Source organism: Streptomyces sp. NPDC088812, assembly GCF_044750285.1.
In the GTDB taxonomy this organism is placed as follows: domain Bacteria; phylum Actinomycetota; class Actinomycetes; order Streptomycetales; family Streptomycetaceae; genus Streptomyces.
Map to the genome: position 1 here is coordinate 233272 of NZ_JBIVJP010000012.1, position 14685 is coordinate 247956.

Sequence of the window (14685 nt, forward strand, 5' to 3'; positions counted from 1 at the left end):
CATGGACGCCTTGGAGACCCGTGAGCTGAGGTACTTCCTGGCCGTCGCCGAGGAACTGCACTTCGGCCGTGCCGCCGAGCGCCTCGGCATGGCGCAGCCGCCGCTGTCCCGTGCGATCCAGCGGCTCGAACGGCGTCTCGGCGTCCGTCTGCTGGAGCGCAACCGTCACACGGTCGCCCTGACCCGCGCCGGGGAAACGCTTCTGCACGAGGGGCGCGCGGCACTCGACGCGACCGCTGCCGCAGCCCGCCGCACCCGCCGCGCCGGTGGCGCCGACCGCCCGGGTGGTTCCCGCGAACGCCTCGTGCTGGCGGTGAAGGCCGGCGCGTTCCACGAACTGCTGCACAAGCTCCTCGACGCCTACGCGACCGAGCCCGACGCCGTCGAGATCGAGGTGCTGCCGAGCGGCACCTGCGAGCAGGGGGAGATGCTGCGCGACGGCCGCGCCGACGTGGCGCTCCTGCACAGGCCGTTCAACTCCCTCGCCGGGTTCGACAGCGAGGAACTCATGACCGAAGGGCAGGTCGCCATCCTGCCGGCCGGCCACCCTTTCGCCGCGCGCAGGACACTGTCACTCGCCGACGTCAGCGACATCCCCGGTCTTCCGCTCGCCCGCTGGGCCCACGACGGCACCTACCCACCCGGTCCGGGCCCCGAGATCCACGATCAGACGCAACTGGCCCAACTGATCGCCCTCGGCCGCACCGTGGCCGTCTTCCCCGACTCCGCCCGCGCCTGGCTGTGGGCCGAACACGCCGCGGTTCCCTTGACCGACGCGCCCCCCGTCGTCACGCACATCGCCTGGCCCGCGCACAGCCGCTCCCTCGCCCTCGCGGCACTGGTCCGCACCGCCACACAACTGTGACCGGCGTGTGCGGCTGACGTGTGACCGTGAAGCGGTGACGGCCCGGTCCCAGGCCGGAGACGGTGACACGGTCGCCGTCCCTGGTCACCCGGCCAGCTGGCTGTGGCGCACTGTCTGGGCTGGGAGTGATGGGGGTTGACGTTTCGTCGTCCCTGCGCGCGGGTCAGTGGGCCCGCTGGCGGTCCTCGCCCGGCGGGCAGCCCAGCCGACCCCGGGTGGCCACCAGCAGCACACCGGCGACCACGGTCGACGCGAGGAGGAACGCGTGGATCGAGCCCTGCTGGTCCAGGGTGGGGAACATGTCCGTCCAGGCGACGGAGAAGAAGTTGTTGACGCCGGTGTGCGCCAGCATGGCCAGTGGCAGGCTCTCGCCGGTGCGGTTGAAGATCCAGGTGAGCACGAAGCTGAACACGACCGTCGTGGCGCAGAACTCCAGCGGCAGCGTCGGTGGCACGTCCGGCCAGCCGCCCCACTCGGTCAGGAACAGCGGCAGGTGCCAGACACCCCACAGCGGCCCGACCACGAGGCTCGCGCCCACCGGACCGAACCGGCGCTGGAGGCGGGGCATGGCGAAGTCCCGCCAGCCGGGCTCCTCGGCCAGGCCCGTGGTGACCATCTGCAGGACCAGACCGGGCACCAGCGCGGCCACCACGAGGGGGGAGGGCCACACCGGGTCCCGGTCGGCGAGCGCGGCCGACGCGATGGTCAGCAGCACCGGCACGGCGACGATGGTCCCCGCGTACCAGCGCCAGCTCACCCGCCACTTGAGGAACCGGCGCCCCCAGGCCCGCAGCCCGGCGCGGCCGTCGGCGAGCGCGGTGACGAGGAACGCCCCGCCGATCGGACCGAGGTAGGCGCCGGGCAGGACGCCCAGAAGCTGCGAGGTGCCGAGCGCGGCCGGGAAGGCGAAGTGCCACACCCCGAGCCCGTTCTCCGACAGGACGTACGGTGTCCACGCTGCCCAGCTCAACACCATGGCCAGGGAGAAGAACCAGGTCAGCGGCCGGCGGCGGACACTGCCGCGCAGACCGCCGGGATCGTCCGCCGGCTGCCGGGCGATGCCGCTGACGGGGGTGTGGAGGGTCACGGGGACATCCCTTCGCGAGGGGGCTGATGCGATGCGTCCAGCACACCAGCCGAGACCGCGCGGATCATTGCCGTGCGCACCCCGAGCGGTGGTGCAGCAGGCTGTACCACCCGACTCCCGTACCCTGCCGTCAGGTTCGGCGGCGGGAGTCCTCCAGGTAGTGCAGGACCGCAGCCACCCGCCGGTCCACCCGGTCGGTGGGCGACAGGTCGAGCTTGGCGAAGATGGACCGGATGTGTTTGTGCACCGCCCCGTCGGTGACGACGAGCCGCTCGGCGATCGCGGTGTTGCCGAGCCCCTCCGCCATCAGCGCGAGCACGTCGCGTTCGCGGGGGCTGAGTCGTTCGAGGCGGGTGTCCTGGCGGGAACGGGTGAAGAGCTGCGCGACCACCTCGGGATCGAGGGCGGTGCCGCCCGCCGCGACCCGGTACAACGCGGCGAGGAACTCCTCGACCCGGCCTACCCGTTCCTTCAGCAGATACCCGAGGCCGGTGACACCGCCGGTGAGCAGCTCGGTGGCGAAGGACTGCTCGACGTACGCCGACAGCACCAGCACCGCGAGCCCGGGCTGCCGCCGCCGGGCCTCCACCGCGGCGCGCACCCCTTCGTCGGTGTGGCTGGGCGGCATCCGTACGTCGAGGATGGCGACGTCGGGCTTGTGCTCGTCGATGGCGTCCAGGACGCCCTCGGGGGTACCGGCCGTGGCGACCACGTCGAGGGACTCGGCCCGCAGCAGCAGGGCGACTCCCTCCCTCAGCAACGGGTCGTCCTCGGCTATCACGATCCGCATGGAAGATCCACCTCAAGGACTGTCGGGCCGCCCGGCGGGCCGGCCACCGTGAGGGTACCGTCATGCGCCGCGACACGGCGGCGGATGCCCACCAGACCGGACCCGCCGTCCTCGTCGACGCCGCCCCTGCCGTCGTCCTCGATGCGCAGCCGCAGCCGGCCGCCCCCGCCACGTGCCGTGACGACGGCCCGCGAAGCCCCGCTGTGCTTGGCGATGTTGGTCAGTGCCTCGGCGACGACGAAGTAGGCGGTCGCCTCGACGGACGCGGCGCACCGCTCGGGCACCTCGACGTCGACACGGCACGGCACCGCGCAGCCCGCCGCCAGCCCGGACAGCGCGCCCGCCAGACCGTGGTCGGCGAGCACCGGCGGCAGGATGCTGCGGGAGACGGCACGCAGCTCCGCGAGCGCCTGCTCGGCGGCCTGCTGGGCGCGTTCCAGCAGGTCCCCCGCGCCGTCCGGGTCGCGGGCCACCCGGCGCCGGGCGGCGCCGATCAGCACGGCGACGGTGACGATGCGGTTCTGCGCACCGTCGTGCAACGACCGTTCGATGCGCCGCAGTTCCGTGGCGTGGGCGTCCAGCGCGGCGGCCCGGGTCGCGGTCAGCTCGGCGATCCGCAGCGACAGGTCCGTCCCCGGACCGGCCGTGAGGAGCCGCCGCCCGGGGGACGACTGGAGCCGTGCCATGGCGGGGAACAGGCCCAGGACGACGGCGATCCAGCCGAGGCCGAGCAGGGCCACGGCGGCGGCCTCCGGCCAGGTGTGGGCCACGCCGAACCCCAGCGACGTACTGGTGGCGTCCGCCGGCACCACCGGCCACACCAGGGGGAACACCGAGTCCCGGAACGCGGACAGCGGCAGGTACCAGCCGAGCATGCCCAGCAGCAGGCCGAGGGTGGCGTGCCGGAGCAGCCAGCGCAGCTCACGTCGGGTGGTGGGGTCGGCGAGGGCCGGCCGCAGCCGGACCGGCGGCGGTTGCGGGGCGACGACCTCCGTCCCGTGCCGGGCGAGCCGCCGGCGTTCCCTGGCGGCCAGGGCGTGCAGGGCACGCGGCACCGGCAGGGCCAGCAGCAGGCCCACGCCGAGCGGCGCCGTGACCACGGACAACGCCGTCCACAGCAACAGGACGAACGCCGGTCCGGCCGTGCCGAGGCCGCCGACGAGCTGCGCGACGGCCCCGCACGCGTTCCGCACGGTCCGTGCGGCGGTGTCCTTGAAGCCGGCCGTCCCGGGGCTCGTGCCGGGTTCCGCGGTGGCCTTCGTGGTCGGGGTCGTCATCCGCCCTCCTCCGTCGCGCCCCGACCTTAGGACGACGCGCCGGTCCGACGGCAGCCAGGGGCCGGGAAAGGCGAGGTACAGCCTGCTGTACCGCCGACCGGGCGGACTGCGGGATCGGCCGGCGGGGGCGGCGGTGCGTAGCGTCGGGGACACCTCACGACGGCCGGCGGTGCCGGACGACCACCGCCACCACCGCCACCACCGCCACCACCGCCACCACCGCCACCACCGCCACCACCGCCACCGGCGCCACCCCGTGACCCTCACCGCCGCCGATGTCCCGCAGCCACCCCGCCACGACACCGCAGAAGGGCAGCCACCATGCCGCACACCGACCCCTACCGTCTGAACGACGCCCCCGCGGGCGACGCCCAGGACGGCGTCAGCCGCTCCGCGGTCACCCGGACGCTGCTGTGGGCCGTGGTGGTGCTCGGCGCCGTCGTCAACACGGTCGTCTCGTACAGAGACACGCCCGTCGCCGCCAACCTGGCCTGCGGCGCCGTCACCCTCGCCGCCGCGACCGCACTCGTCGTGCGTGCCCTGCGCGGTCGGCGATGAGCACCGTCGTGCCGCCGGACACAGCGCGCAAGGCCCCCGCCATCGCCCTCACCGGTGTCGCCAAGACGTACCCGGGCGGCGTCCGCGCCCTGGACGATGTGTCGCTGACCGTCGCGCACGGCACGTTCCTTGCCGTGATGGGCCCCTCCGGCTCCGGCAAGAGCACCCTGATGCACTGCGCGGCCGGTCTCGACTCGCCCACGTCGGGCACCGTCCGCATCGACGGGCACGAGATCTCCGGGCTGAGCGAGGCCCGCCGTACCGAACTGCGCCGCGAACGCGTCGGGTTCGTTTTCCAGGCGTACAACCTGATCCCTTCACTCAGCGTCGAGGACAACATCACCCTGCCGCTGCGGCTGGCGGGCCGCAGGCCCGACCGGGAGTGGCTGCACAGCCTCGTCGGACGGGTCGGGCTCGCCGACCGGCTCCGCCACCGCCCCGCGGAGCTGTCGGGCGGCCAGCAACAACGCGCCGCGGTGGTCCGGGCGTTGGTGACCCGGCCAGCGGTCGTCTTCGCACTCCATGCTCTTGACGGACTCATGGGCGTCGATGACGCACAGCCCGTACTCGATGCCCTGCTTCACCTGGTCGTCCAGCCGCCCAACATGCACCAGTTCGCCGTTCTCGCGGCGCACCCGGTCCCCGGTGCGGTAGTAGCACCGCGGATCGGCGTGATCGCCCTCGGCGGCGCTGTCCTGTTCCGGGTGGCGGACGAAGGCGTGCCGGCCGTGCTCGGGGCGGGCGTAGCCGTCGAAGCGCTGCGGCCCCCGCACGCACAGCTCGCCCTCGGCCGCCTCCGTTCCGTCACCGTCCAGGACGACCGCCTCCAGGAGGGGGTGCGGGCGGCCGATCGGGACGGTGCCGTTGGAGGTGTCCGGCCAGGCGTGGCGGTCGGAGGGCAGCCGGTAGCCGGTGCAGGTGATGGTCAATTCCGTCGGTCCGTAGAGGTTGTCGACGGCACTGTTCGGTGCCGCCGCCGACCAGGCGGCTGCCTGGTCCAGGGTGAGCTGTTCGCCGGCGAAGACGCTGTGCCGCAGGCCGGGCATGCCGCCCGCGGGCAGCGCCCGCAGCCTGCGGGCCAGCGATATCACCGACGGGACGGAGAACCAGTGCGTCAGGCGGCGCGAGGTGACGAACTCCACGGGCCGCAGTACCTCGTCCGCCTCGGGTACCACCAGCGTCGCTCCCGTCGTCCAGGCGACGAACAGGTCGAAGACCGAGGGGTCAAAGGTCAGTTCGAAGGTCTGTGAGAGCCGGGCGCCCGGTCCCACTTCATGGTGCTCGGCGCGGTCGGCGAGGTAGGCGCGGAGGTTGCGGTGGCGGATGGGCACGCCTTTGGGCTCGCCGGTGGAGCCGGAGGTGAAGAGCGTGTAGGCGATGTCGTGCGGTGTCGCGGGGCAGGGCTCCGTCCAGGAGCCGGCGGGCAGGGTGGACGGCCAGTCGCCGCGGTCCGTGGCCACCAGCGGGAGAAGCCCGGCTTCGCAGGCGGCGGCCACCTGCGGGGCCTGCGGCGCGCCGGTCTCGTCGCACACCACTGTCCGCACCCCGGCGGCCCGTGCCACGGCCGTGTTCCGCGCCGGGGGGAAGGCGGGATTGAGCGGTACGACGGTCGCGCCCAGCCGGAGCGCCGCGAGGTAGCCCGCGTATCCGGCCAGACCGCGCGTGACGAGCAGCCCGACGCAGGCCGGCGGCCGGCCGTCGCCGCGGCGCACCAGTGCGGCGGCCACCCGCCCGGCCAGGGCGTCCAGTTCCTCGTAGCTCACGGCCCGGTTCGCGGCCTCCACGGCCGTCTCACCCGGGCGGCGCAGGGCGGTGTCGTGGAACCACGTGTACAAGGTGCCGTTCTCGGTGAGGGTCCGGGTCACGAGGGGTCTCCCTTCGGGTTGGCCGGTGGATGCGCGGTGACCGGCCCGGTCCGCGTCAGGCCCGGGCGGCCGCGAAGGCGTCCCGCAGCGCGCGTTGCGGTGCGCGGGTCAGGGCCGCCACGATCTCCTGGTACTCCGCCGCCAGGTCCCCGACCGCGGCGGGGTCGTAGAGGTCCCGGTTGTAGATCAGCACCCCACCGCGGCGGGCGTCGTCGACGACCACGATCGGGACGCCGCGCCGCGCCCACACCGGCAGCCGGTCTCCCGCCTCGGCCAGGTCGGCCACCGGGGGCCCGTCGAGGGCTTCCTCGCCGCCCGGCGACACCTGCCGGACGCGCAGTCCGGGCGCCTGGATGTCGGGCGCGGCGGGCGCGGCCGACTGGAACCAGTAGTCGAACACCTCGATGAACGACCAGGGCCGCATCCGGTCGAAGTCCGGGCACACCGCACGGGCCAGACGGTTGAAGGACGGCACATGGGCGACGGCCTCGGTCATCGTCGCGTGCAGCGACCGCACCACGTCCAGGAAGGAGTCGGCGGGGCCGACGCGCAGCGCCGGATAGACGTTGTTGGTGAACTGGCCGATGACCCGTCGGGCCGGCGGGGTCGTACGGCCCAGCGTCGTGGTTCCCGCGACCAGCCGGTCCCGGCCCAGCCGGCGGCACAGCAGCACGTGATAGGCGGCCAGCAGCACCAGGAACGACGTGCTGCGAGCCCGCCACGCCACGTCCCGTACCGCGGCGGCGACCTCGTCGCCGAAGGCGAACGGATGGGCCACCTCGGCCGTCAGGTCCCGGCCGCGGGGCGTGGCCAGGGGCGGAAACACCGGCTCGGTGGGCAGGGGCAGCAGCTGCCGCCGCCAGTACGCGTCGCGAGCGGGGTCCTCGGCCAGGAGCGCGCGCTGCCAGGCGATGACGTCCCCGAACGTCACGTCGAGGTCCCCCGGCGGGGAGCCGTGGCCGAGCCGTGTCCCGTAGGCCTGCATCAGGTCCTCCACGAACACCTGGCAGGACCAGCCGTCGGAGATGATGTGGAAGAACGAGGACATCAGCAGGTGGTCACCGGGCCCGACGCGTACCAGGCGCACCCGCCACAATGGCCCCGCCAGCAGGTCGAAGGCGGGGAAGCGCTCGCCGTGCACCAGCGCGTCGATCCGCCGCTGCCGCTCGGCGGCCGGCAGCGCGGACAGGTCCAGGTAGGTGAAGGGGACGTCCGGCTCCGCCCGGGTGCGCAGCAGCGGCTCGTCCCCCAGGCGGTCGAAGACCATGCGCAGCGCGTGGTGGCGCCGCTTGACGTCGTGCAGCGCCTGCTCGAAGGCCGGCAGGACCACGGTGCCCTCGATACGGCGGAAGTCCACGACCGGCAGCCGCGCCGCCCCGGGATCGTCCGGGGCCAGCGCCCGCATGAACTCCCACAGCGTCTCCTGGGCCGGGGCCAGGGGCAGGCGGTCGCCGGAGGCGTCCGGCGGCGTGCAGCGCGTTTCTCCCGTCATCGGGTCAGCTCCTGTCGTCGGCGCGGCGGTAGGCGCTGTCGTCCGGCATCTCGAATCCGGCGAACAGCAGGTCCGGGCGGCGGTGTTCGACCGCGCCGACCACGGCCCCCAGGTCGAAGAAGCACTCCAGCAGCGCGCAGGCCACCGAGTCGGCCAGGGCGCGGGCGGACCGTTCGCCGTGCAGCAGGGGTATGGTCCGGGCGCCCAGCAGGACACCCGCGACCGCCGGTACGGCCAGCGCCCGGCGCCCTCGGGTGCTGCGCGGACCGCTGAGCGAGGCGAGGCCGGTCAGGGCGAGGACGCTGACGGGGTTCAGCCGGAACCGTCGTCGCTGCCGGTGCACGAGGCACAGCCACTGCTCCGAGCGCCCGTAGTTCATCAGCCGTCGGCACACCGCCCGTACGGAGTCGGTGCTGGTGGCGTCGTGCGTGACGACGGCCTCCGGGTCGCAGGCGGTGATGTGGCCGCGCCCGGTCAACCGGAGCCCGAAGTCGATGTCCTCGCCGCCCAGTGGGTGGGGGGAGTCCTCCGGGAAACCGCCGACCGCCTCGAACGCGTCCCGCCTGACCGCCAGGTTGGAGGTGCCCGCGCAGGTCATCCGCTCGTGGTGCAGCGGGTCCTCGTGATGGCCGTTGAGCAGCCAGGACCGGTTCATGATCCGCGAGATGGCGGTCTGCCCCTCCTGAGCCAGCAGTGCCGGTCCGGCGACAGCGGCCACCTCGGACGGGGCTCCGCGCAGTGCCTGGACGTGCTGGCTCAGCAGTTCGGGAGCGGCACGGCAGTCGGAGTCGACGAAGCAGAGCAGGTCGTGCCGGGCCAGACGGGCGCCGAGATTGCGCTTGGCGCCGACATGGGCCGGACCGCCGACGTAGCGCGCGCCGTGACGGCGGCAGCTCTCCTGGTGCTCCGCTGCCTCGGGCGAGTTGCTGTCGTCCACGACGACGACCTCGGCCGGTTCGGGGCACCGCACGGCGGACTTCTCCAGGCTCTCCAGGAGCCTGCGGGTCAGTTCCACCCGGCCCTTGACCGGTACCACGACGGTGATGCCGGGCCGGATGCGGTCGGAAACCGCCTGGACGGGCATATCAGTTCACCTTCATCCCGGCGCCGTGCCGAAGGCGGTCGGCGTGGCGTCCTGAGTCGGCCATGACCTTGGCGACCGCTTCGGCGATGTCGTCCATGTCCGTTCCGGGACCGAGGAAGGCGCTGTGGTGCAGCACCACGGCGTGCCGGGCCAGGTACTCCGCACCCGGATAGCTGCGGTCCCGGTGGAGGGCGACGAAGCGCTCCGCCAGCGGGGCGATGGTCGGCTTCGTCCACGGCCGCAGCAGGGCACTGCGCGACAGGGGTGCGCGCGGTGTGTAGACATGGGTGCGCAGCTCCGCGCTGAGCGCGCGTGCCGCCCAGGTGTTGTCCCGGCCCTCGGGCAGCGGGTCGAGGACGATCGGCACCTCGTACAGGGACAGCCGGTCCTGCTCCGGCCGGCGGCGGAGCAGGCGCACGCCGGGGATCTGGGACAGCAGCTCGGCCAGGCGCGTGTAGTTGGCGGTACGCACGGCGTTCTGCCGCTCCAGAGCGTCGAGCTGGGCGCACAGCAGCGCGGCGGAGAACTCGCTCATGCAGAAGTTGGAGCCCATCGTGGAGGGGTCCTCCACCAGTTCCAGCGCCCCGGGCCGCCGGTCGGTGCCGTAGCGGCGGGAGTCGGCGCGCAGTTCCTGCAGCACGGGCGCCAGGTCGTCGTCGTCGGTCACCACGGCCCCGCCCTCCCCGGAGGTGAGGACCTTGCCGTGCTGCATGCTGAAGCACCCCAGGCGTCCCAGGGTGCCCGCCGAGCGTCCCTGCCACCGCGCGCCGTGCGCCTGGGCCGCGTCCTCGACGACGCTCATGCCGCGGGCCGCGGCGACCCGCGACAGGGCCGGGACATCGGCCATCGAGCAGGCCCAGTGGACGGCGATCACCGCCTGGGCGCCCACGTTCAGGTCGAGCGTGTCCGGGGTGATGCAGCCGGTCCACGGGTCGACGTCGACCAGCACGGGGACGAGCCCGGCTCGCAGTACGGCCGTGGCGCTCGCCGTCCAGGTCAGTGCCGGCACGAGCACCAGAGCACCGCTGCGCAGTCCGAGGGACTCCAGGGCGATCACCAGGGCGCTGGAGCCGTGGTCGGTGGGGACGCAGTGCCGCGCCCCGGTGTACTGGGCGAACCGTGCCGCGAACCGGCGTTCTGCCAACTCGCCCCGGTAGGGGCTGCTGATGGCCCACCGGCCGCTGGCCAGCACGGAGAGCAGTGCCGCGTCCGCGCCGCGCGCCGGCTGTGGCCACACCGGCCAGCCGGCGTCCGGTCGGCGCACCGGCAGCCCGCCGTCGATGGCGAGGCGGGGAGTTCGAAGCTGCACCGGGGCCATGGGCCCCTCCTTCCGTCGGGCGTGCTCACAAGACGTGCGCGGTCGCTGGGCCAGGGCCGGCCGTCACCGCGCAGGCCCAACCGGTACGGTCGCTGGCTGCGATACACGCCGGGTACGCACTCCATACATCTGCGCCCGGCCGGTGACCGACGACCGCCGAACGGGGTTTATCCGCACACGGCGCAGGCCAGGCGAGGAGTCATGGAGACGACGCAACGGGTGCTGGTCACCAACGACGACGGGATCTTCGCCATCGGTCTGCGACGGCTGGCGCGTGCGATGGCGGACTGCGGCCACGACGTGGTCGTCGCCGCTCCGGCCACCGAGATGAGCGGCAGCAGCGCCAGTCTGGGCGCGGTGCTCCACGAGGGCCGGGTCGCCGTCGAGCGGCGCGAACTGGAGGGCCTGGCCGGCATCCCCGCCCACGGCGTGGCCGCCACCCCGGCGTGTGTGGTCGTCCTGGCCGCCTCGGGTGCCTTCGGCCCGCCCCCGGGCATCGTGCTCTCCGGTGTCAACTTGGGCACCAACGCGGGCCACGCGATCCTGCACTCGGGCACCGTCGGGGCCGCGGTGACGGCCGCGGACAACGGGCTGCGGGCCATCGCGGTGTCCCTGGACGCCCTGTCCGCGGTGGAGGCCACGGCCGGCCGCGACACCCAGGAGACGGACGCGGCCTGGGAGGAGAGCCGGCACTGGGAGACGGCGACCGGCTTCGTGCGGCGGCTGATGACCGTACTGCCCGCACTGCCGGCACGGACCGTCCTCAACCTCAATGTCCCCGACAAGCCGGCCGAGGAGGTACGGGAGCTGACACGTGCCTCGCTGGCGCCGTTCGGCACGACCCAGATGGTCGCCACCGACGAGGAGGGGGGATTCGTACGGCTGACCGCCGAGGAGAACGGGGCTCAGCCGACGCCCGGGACCGACCTGGCCCTGCTGGGGGCGGGGCACGCCACGGTCACCCCGGTCCGGCCGGTCGGCGAGATGGCGGGAATCGAGCTGCCGCTGTGAGCCGGGGGGGGCCTGCGGGAGGCCGGCACGGCCAGGCTCCGGCCCGGGCGGGTCGTCGTGCACCGCAATGTCCGCCGAGGCCGCATCGGCTGGATCCGCCCCGCGCGTGTCGTCGCCCACGACGAACGGGGCCTGCTGCTGTGGATCGCTCCGGGCACGACGGTCGCCTACGAGGTGGCCGCCGACGGGCGCGGGATGCGCTCCATGCCGTTCGAAGAGTGGTCCACCTGCTCGCACCGTCTGGCGGAGGGCACCTGGACCGGGGGAGGGACGCTGATGCTCCTGCCGGAGGGCGCCGCTCACTCGGTGTGGTGGCAGTACGGCGAGGACGGCCGCTTCATCGAGTGGTACGTCAACCTGGAGGAGCCGGCGGTGCGTTGGAAGCAGGACGGTCTGGCCGGTCTGGACATCGTGGACCAGGATCTCGACCTGGTGGTTCGCCCGGACCGCACCTGGGAGTGGAAGGACGAGGAGGAGCTGGTCGAGCGGCTGGCGCACCCCGGGCACTACTGGGTGACCGACGAGGCGGCGGTCCGTGCCGAGGGGGAGCGTGTGCTCTCGCTGGTGCAGGAGGGGCGCTTCCCCTTCGACGGGAGCTGGTGCGACTTCCGGCCCGACCCCGCCTGGCCGGTACCCACCGGGCTGCCGCCGGGCTGCCGGCGGCCGCCCGTATGACGGTGGCGGGCCCGGCGGACGTGTCGCGTCCGCCGGGCCCGTGCGTCCACCGTGCGTGCCCTCAGGCAGCGGTCAGTGTCTGGTCGCTCAACTGCTCCTCCACCACCCGGACCGCCGCGTCGGTGAACGCGTCGAGCGCCGGGTTCGCCGCGACGCCGCGCCTCCTCGCCAGCTGGGTGTAGGTCTCGAACGGCGGGGTCCAATCGATCCGGCACAGCTCGCCGGCGGCGAGTTCCTCCGCGACGGCGATCCGTGGCATCAGCGCCATGCCGACGCCGTTGGCGACGCCCCGTTTGGCGGCGTCGACCGAGTTGAGGGTGAACACACGTGGCTGCCCGGCGCCGAGGGCGTCCAGGACGTGCTGGAAGCGCAGGTGGTAGCCGGCGCTGCTGTCCGAGCAGACGAGGGTGGCACCGAGCAGGTCCGTGTGGCTCACGCCCTTGCGGCCGGACAGGGGGTGACCGGGGCCGGCGACGAGGACCAGCGGTTCGGGGCACAGGACCTTCGTCTCCAGGTCCGCGTGGCCCTCCTGGACGCAGTCCACGAAGATGGCGCAGTCGAGCCGCCCGCCGCGGACAGAGGAGATCGCGTCCCCTTCCGCCGGTGACCGCATGGAGATCTCCACCGACGGATAGCGCAGGTACACGTACTCGATCAAGGGCAGGAGCCGGTGGTTGGTCAGGCTCTCGATGGTGCCGACCTCCACCCGTCCTCGCAGCCGGCCCGGTGAGCTGAGTGCCAGGTGGGCGTGGGCGTTGAGGGAGACGATCTGGCGGGCGTAGGGGACCAGTTCGCCGCCGGCCGGAGTCGGAGCGGCACCTTGGGGGAGCCGCTCCAGCAGGGTGACTCCCAGGGCCTGCTCCAGGGCCTTGATGCGATTGGTGACGGTCGGCTGGGACAGGCGCAGTCTCGCCGCTGCCCGGGTGAAGCTGCCTGCGTCGACGACGGTGATGAACGCCTCCAGCTGCGGAGTCTCCATGAGTTCGCCCTTCCGCCGCCACGGTGGCAACGCGCGGCACCGAACACGGGGCGCCCGGATCGGCGCCCTCTCCCGGCCACCAGCCTCACCCGGGCGGATACATCCCCCGTACGCCGGCCATACACGGGCCCGGGGGAGGGGCGCCTCCTAGGCCAGGGCCCGCCCGCGGGACAAGGAGCGCAGGTGCTCGCTCAGCCCGCGGACCGTCAGCGGCCGAAGTTCCAGTGTGTCGGGGCCCAGCTCCGCGTTCAGCGTTTCCTCGACGCCGAGCAGCAGTGAGACGGCCTTGAGGGAGTCCAGGCCGTACTCCACCAGGTCCGCGTCCGCGTCGACGTCCTCGGTCCCGAGCCCGTTGCCGAGCACCTGGGCCAGTACGGTCCTCACCGTGCGCTCGACGTCGTCCACCGCCGTTCGCCTCCTTCCAGCCGGTTGGTCCCCGCCGTGACCGTGGCCAGGGCCGACACCACCGCTTCCTGGTCAACAGCCACCAGCGGATACCCGTGCGAGCCGGTCAGGGCGGAGCCGAGGGACTCCAGCAGCACCATCGCCGCCTCGTCCGGGCCGCAGGGCACGTATCCCCGCTTGTTGTCGGTGCTCAGTTTCGCGCGCAGTTCCGCGGGGTCGACGAAGGCGAGCCGCCGGCCGGGGTCCGGCAGTCCGAGCCAGTCGACGATCCGGTAGTGGCGTTCGAGGTCCTCGTGGGAGAGCACGCCCAGGTTCCGGCTCACCTCGGCCGCGACCAGCATGCCCCAGGCCACGGCCTCGCCGTGCTTCATCGCACCGTTCGACATGAACTCCAGCGCGTGTCCCGTGGTGTGGCCGTACTCGAAGACCAGGGCCTCCTTGCGTTCGCGCGGGTCCCTGCCGAGGAACGGGATCTTCGAGTCCAGCCCGATGCCGAACAGCTGCTGCAGCGCGGTGGTCCGGTCCTTCGGCAGCACCTGTAACGCGTCGTGCAGGGTCTCTTCCATGTGGGGCGTGATCGCGAGGACGTTCTTGGCCATCTCGGCGAGACCGGTGAGCAGTTCCGAGTGCGGGACCGTCGCCAGCCAGCGCAGGTCACAGGCGATCAGCGAGGGGGTGTAGTAGGTGCCGCAGAGGTTCTTGCCGCCGCGCAGGTTGACCGCCTGCTTGACGGAGACCACCGAGTCGAAGGCGGCCACCGGCGTGGTGGGCAGGTGCACCAGGCGGGTGCCGCGGAACAGAAGCGCCGCGGTGAGACCGGCGACGTTCCCGACCAGCCCCCCGCCCATGCCGACCACGAGGGAACTGCGGTTGACCCGGCGTGCGACGGCGTGCTCGGCGATGTCCTGCACGAGGGCCATCGTCTTGTTCGGCTCCGTCGCCTCGATCTCGTACGTTTCCGTCCTCAAATGGCTCGACAACCGCCTGATGACGGGCAGGGCGTGAGGTGTGACCCTGCGGTCCACCACGAAGAGCACGGACTCCGCCGCCCCCGCCGTCCGGGCCAGCGCGTCGGCCAGATCCTGGGCGCAGTCGGTGCCGTACAGGTAGGGAATGTCGTGACCGTCCAGTGGTACGCGTCGTTCGAGCAAGATCTACACCTCTTCGGGTTCGGCCGGCCCGCGGTCGGTGCCGGGCGGTCGGCTCGTTCGTCGGGTGGCGGGCGACTCGCCGACCACCTCGGTCGTCGACGGGCGGGTGACGCGGCGGCACGGGCCGC

The 14685-nt window shown here is 73.2% G+C and carries 14 protein-coding genes and 2 pseudogenes; 5 read left to right on the plus strand and 11 right to left on the minus strand.

Annotated elements, in window-relative coordinates:
* The first annotated feature begins 1 nt into the window (after window position 1).
* The gene (locus ACIP67_RS22510) at window positions 2–865 is read left to right on the plus strand and encodes a LysR family transcriptional regulator (RefSeq protein WP_401694011.1); all 864 of its coding nucleotides are present in this window, start codon (window positions 2–4) and stop codon (window positions 863–865) included.
* 163 nt (window positions 866–1028) lie between these two features.
* On the opposite strand, the gene ACIP67_RS22515 is transcribed toward ACIP67_RS22510, so the two are convergent.
* The 4 genes from ACIP67_RS22515 to ACIP67_RS22530 all read right to left on the minus strand — a co-directional run bounded on the left by ACIP67_RS22515 (window position 1029) and on the right by ACIP67_RS22530 (window position 4317).
* Window positions 1029–1952 carry a CPBP family intramembrane glutamic endopeptidase gene (locus ACIP67_RS22515; protein WP_401694012.1) on the minus strand — a complete coding sequence of 308 codons (924 nt, stop codon included), beginning with the start codon at window positions 1950–1952 and terminating at the stop codon, window positions 1029–1031.
* Between the two features lie 130 nt (window positions 1953–2082).
* On the minus strand, window positions 2083–2742 hold the full coding sequence (locus tag ACIP67_RS22520) for a response regulator (RefSeq protein WP_401694014.1): 660 nt from the start codon (window positions 2740–2742) through the stop codon (window positions 2083–2085).
* On the minus strand, window positions 2730–4019 hold the full coding sequence (locus ACIP67_RS22525) for a sensor histidine kinase (protein ID WP_401694016.1): 1290 nt from the start codon (window positions 4017–4019) through the stop codon (window positions 2730–2732). The genes ACIP67_RS22520 and ACIP67_RS22525 overlap by 13 nt, the downstream gene beginning before the upstream one ends.
* A gap of 154 nt (window positions 4020–4173) precedes the next feature.
* Window positions 4174–4317 (minus strand): hypothetical protein, encoded by a 144-nt coding sequence (locus tag ACIP67_RS22530; protein ID WP_401694018.1) that lies wholly within the window; start codon window positions 4315–4317, stop codon window positions 4174–4176.
* 23 nt (window positions 4318–4340) lie between these two features.
* Here ACIP67_RS22530 and ACIP67_RS22535 point away from each other — a divergent pair, with 23 nt between their 5' ends.
* Together ACIP67_RS22535 and ACIP67_RS22540 are read left to right on the plus strand one after the other, a co-directional pair.
* Window positions 4341–4577 (plus strand): hypothetical protein, encoded by a 237-nt coding sequence (locus tag ACIP67_RS22535; protein ID WP_401694020.1) that lies wholly within the window; start codon window positions 4341–4343, stop codon window positions 4575–4577.
* Window positions 4574–5167, plus strand: a pseudogene (locus ACIP67_RS22540) (ABC transporter ATP-binding protein); the annotation flags it as partial. The gene ACIP67_RS22535 and the pseudogene ACIP67_RS22540, both read left to right, overlap by 4 nt.
* 213 nt (window positions 5168–5380) lie before the next feature.
* Here the strand turns inward: ACIP67_RS22540 and ACIP67_RS22545 are convergent.
* The 4 genes and pseudogenes from ACIP67_RS22545 to ACIP67_RS22560 form a co-directional block, all read right to left on the minus strand.
* Window positions 5381–6442 (minus strand): annotated as a pseudogene (locus ACIP67_RS22545) (AMP-binding protein); the annotation flags it as partial.
* A 55-nt stretch (window positions 6443–6497) separates the two neighbouring features.
* Complete coding sequence (locus ACIP67_RS22550) at window positions 6498–7934, minus strand: condensation domain-containing protein (RefSeq protein WP_401694022.1); 1437 nt, start codon at window positions 7932–7934, stop codon at window positions 6498–6500.
* Between the two features lie 4 nt (window positions 7935–7938).
* On the minus strand, window positions 7939–9018 hold the full coding sequence (locus ACIP67_RS22555) for a glycosyltransferase family 2 protein (RefSeq protein WP_401694024.1): 1080 nt from the start codon (window positions 9016–9018) through the stop codon (window positions 7939–7941).
* 1 nt (window position 9019) lies between these two features.
* Entirely contained in the window at window positions 9020–10336 is a 1317-nt protein-coding gene (locus ACIP67_RS22560; protein WP_401694026.1) for a DegT/DnrJ/EryC1/StrS family aminotransferase, read from the minus strand.
* A 201-nt stretch (window positions 10337–10537) separates the two neighbouring features.
* Here ACIP67_RS22560 and surE point away from each other — a divergent pair, with 201 nt between their 5' ends.
* Together surE and ACIP67_RS22570 are read left to right on the plus strand one after the other, a co-directional pair.
* Window positions 10538–11347 carry a 5'/3'-nucleotidase SurE gene (gene surE, locus ACIP67_RS22565; RefSeq protein ID WP_401694028.1) on the plus strand — a complete coding sequence of 270 codons (810 nt, stop codon included), beginning with the start codon at window positions 10538–10540 and terminating at the stop codon, window positions 11345–11347.
* 57 nt (window positions 11348–11404) lie between these two features.
* Window positions 11405–12022, plus strand: coding sequence for a DUF402 domain-containing protein (locus tag ACIP67_RS22570; RefSeq protein ID WP_401694030.1), 618 nt, complete (start codon window positions 11405–11407; stop codon window positions 12020–12022).
* Between the two features lie 61 nt (window positions 12023–12083).
* Here the strand turns inward: ACIP67_RS22570 and ACIP67_RS22575 are convergent, their stop codons facing one another.
* The 3 genes from ACIP67_RS22575 to ACIP67_RS22585 form a co-directional block, all read right to left on the minus strand.
* Window positions 12084–13001 carry a LysR family transcriptional regulator gene (locus ACIP67_RS22575; protein ID WP_401694032.1) on the minus strand — a complete coding sequence of 306 codons (918 nt, stop codon included), beginning with the start codon at window positions 12999–13001 and terminating at the stop codon, window positions 12084–12086.
* 147 nt (window positions 13002–13148) lie between these two features.
* Entirely contained in the window at window positions 13149–13406 is a 258-nt protein-coding gene (locus ACIP67_RS22580) for an acyl carrier protein (RefSeq protein ID WP_401694034.1), read from the minus strand.
* On the minus strand, window positions 13382–14557 hold the full coding sequence (locus ACIP67_RS22585; RefSeq protein ID WP_389517007.1) for an iron-containing alcohol dehydrogenase: 1176 nt from the start codon (window positions 14555–14557) through the stop codon (window positions 13382–13384). Before ACIP67_RS22585 ends, ACIP67_RS22580 begins: the two co-directional genes overlap by 25 nt.
* Window positions 14558–14685 lie beyond the last annotated feature (128 nt).

Coding starts and splice junctions, on each gene's coding strand:
- ACIP67_RS22510 (WP_401694011.1), top strand. CDS start 2: ATGGACGCCTTGGAGACCCGTGAGCTGAGGTACTTCCTGGCCGTCGCC.
- ACIP67_RS22520 (WP_401694014.1), bottom strand. CDS start 2,742: ATGCGGATCGTGATAGCCGAGGACGACCCGTTGCTGAGGGAGGGAGTC.
- ACIP67_RS22525 (WP_401694016.1), bottom strand. CDS start 4,019: ATGACGACCCCGACCACGAAGGCCACCGCGGAACCCGGCACGAGCCCC.
- ACIP67_RS22535 (WP_401694020.1), top strand. CDS start 4,341: ATGCCGCACACCGACCCCTACCGTCTGAACGACGCCCCCGCGGGCGAC.
- ACIP67_RS22550 (WP_401694022.1), bottom strand. CDS start 7,934: ATGACGGGAGAAACGCGCTGCACGCCGCCGGACGCCTCCGGCGACCGC.
- ACIP67_RS22555 (WP_401694024.1), bottom strand. CDS start 9,018: ATGCCCGTCCAGGCGGTTTCCGACCGCATCCGGCCCGGCATCACCGTC.
- ACIP67_RS22560 (WP_401694026.1), bottom strand. CDS start 10,336: ATGGCCCCGGTGCAGCTTCGAACTCCCCGCCTCGCCATCGACGGCGGG.
- surE (WP_401694028.1), top strand. CDS start 10,538: ATGGAGACGACGCAACGGGTGCTGGTCACCAACGACGACGGGATCTTC.
- ACIP67_RS22575 (WP_401694032.1), bottom strand. CDS start 13,001: ATGGAGACTCCGCAGCTGGAGGCGTTCATCACCGTCGTCGACGCAGGC.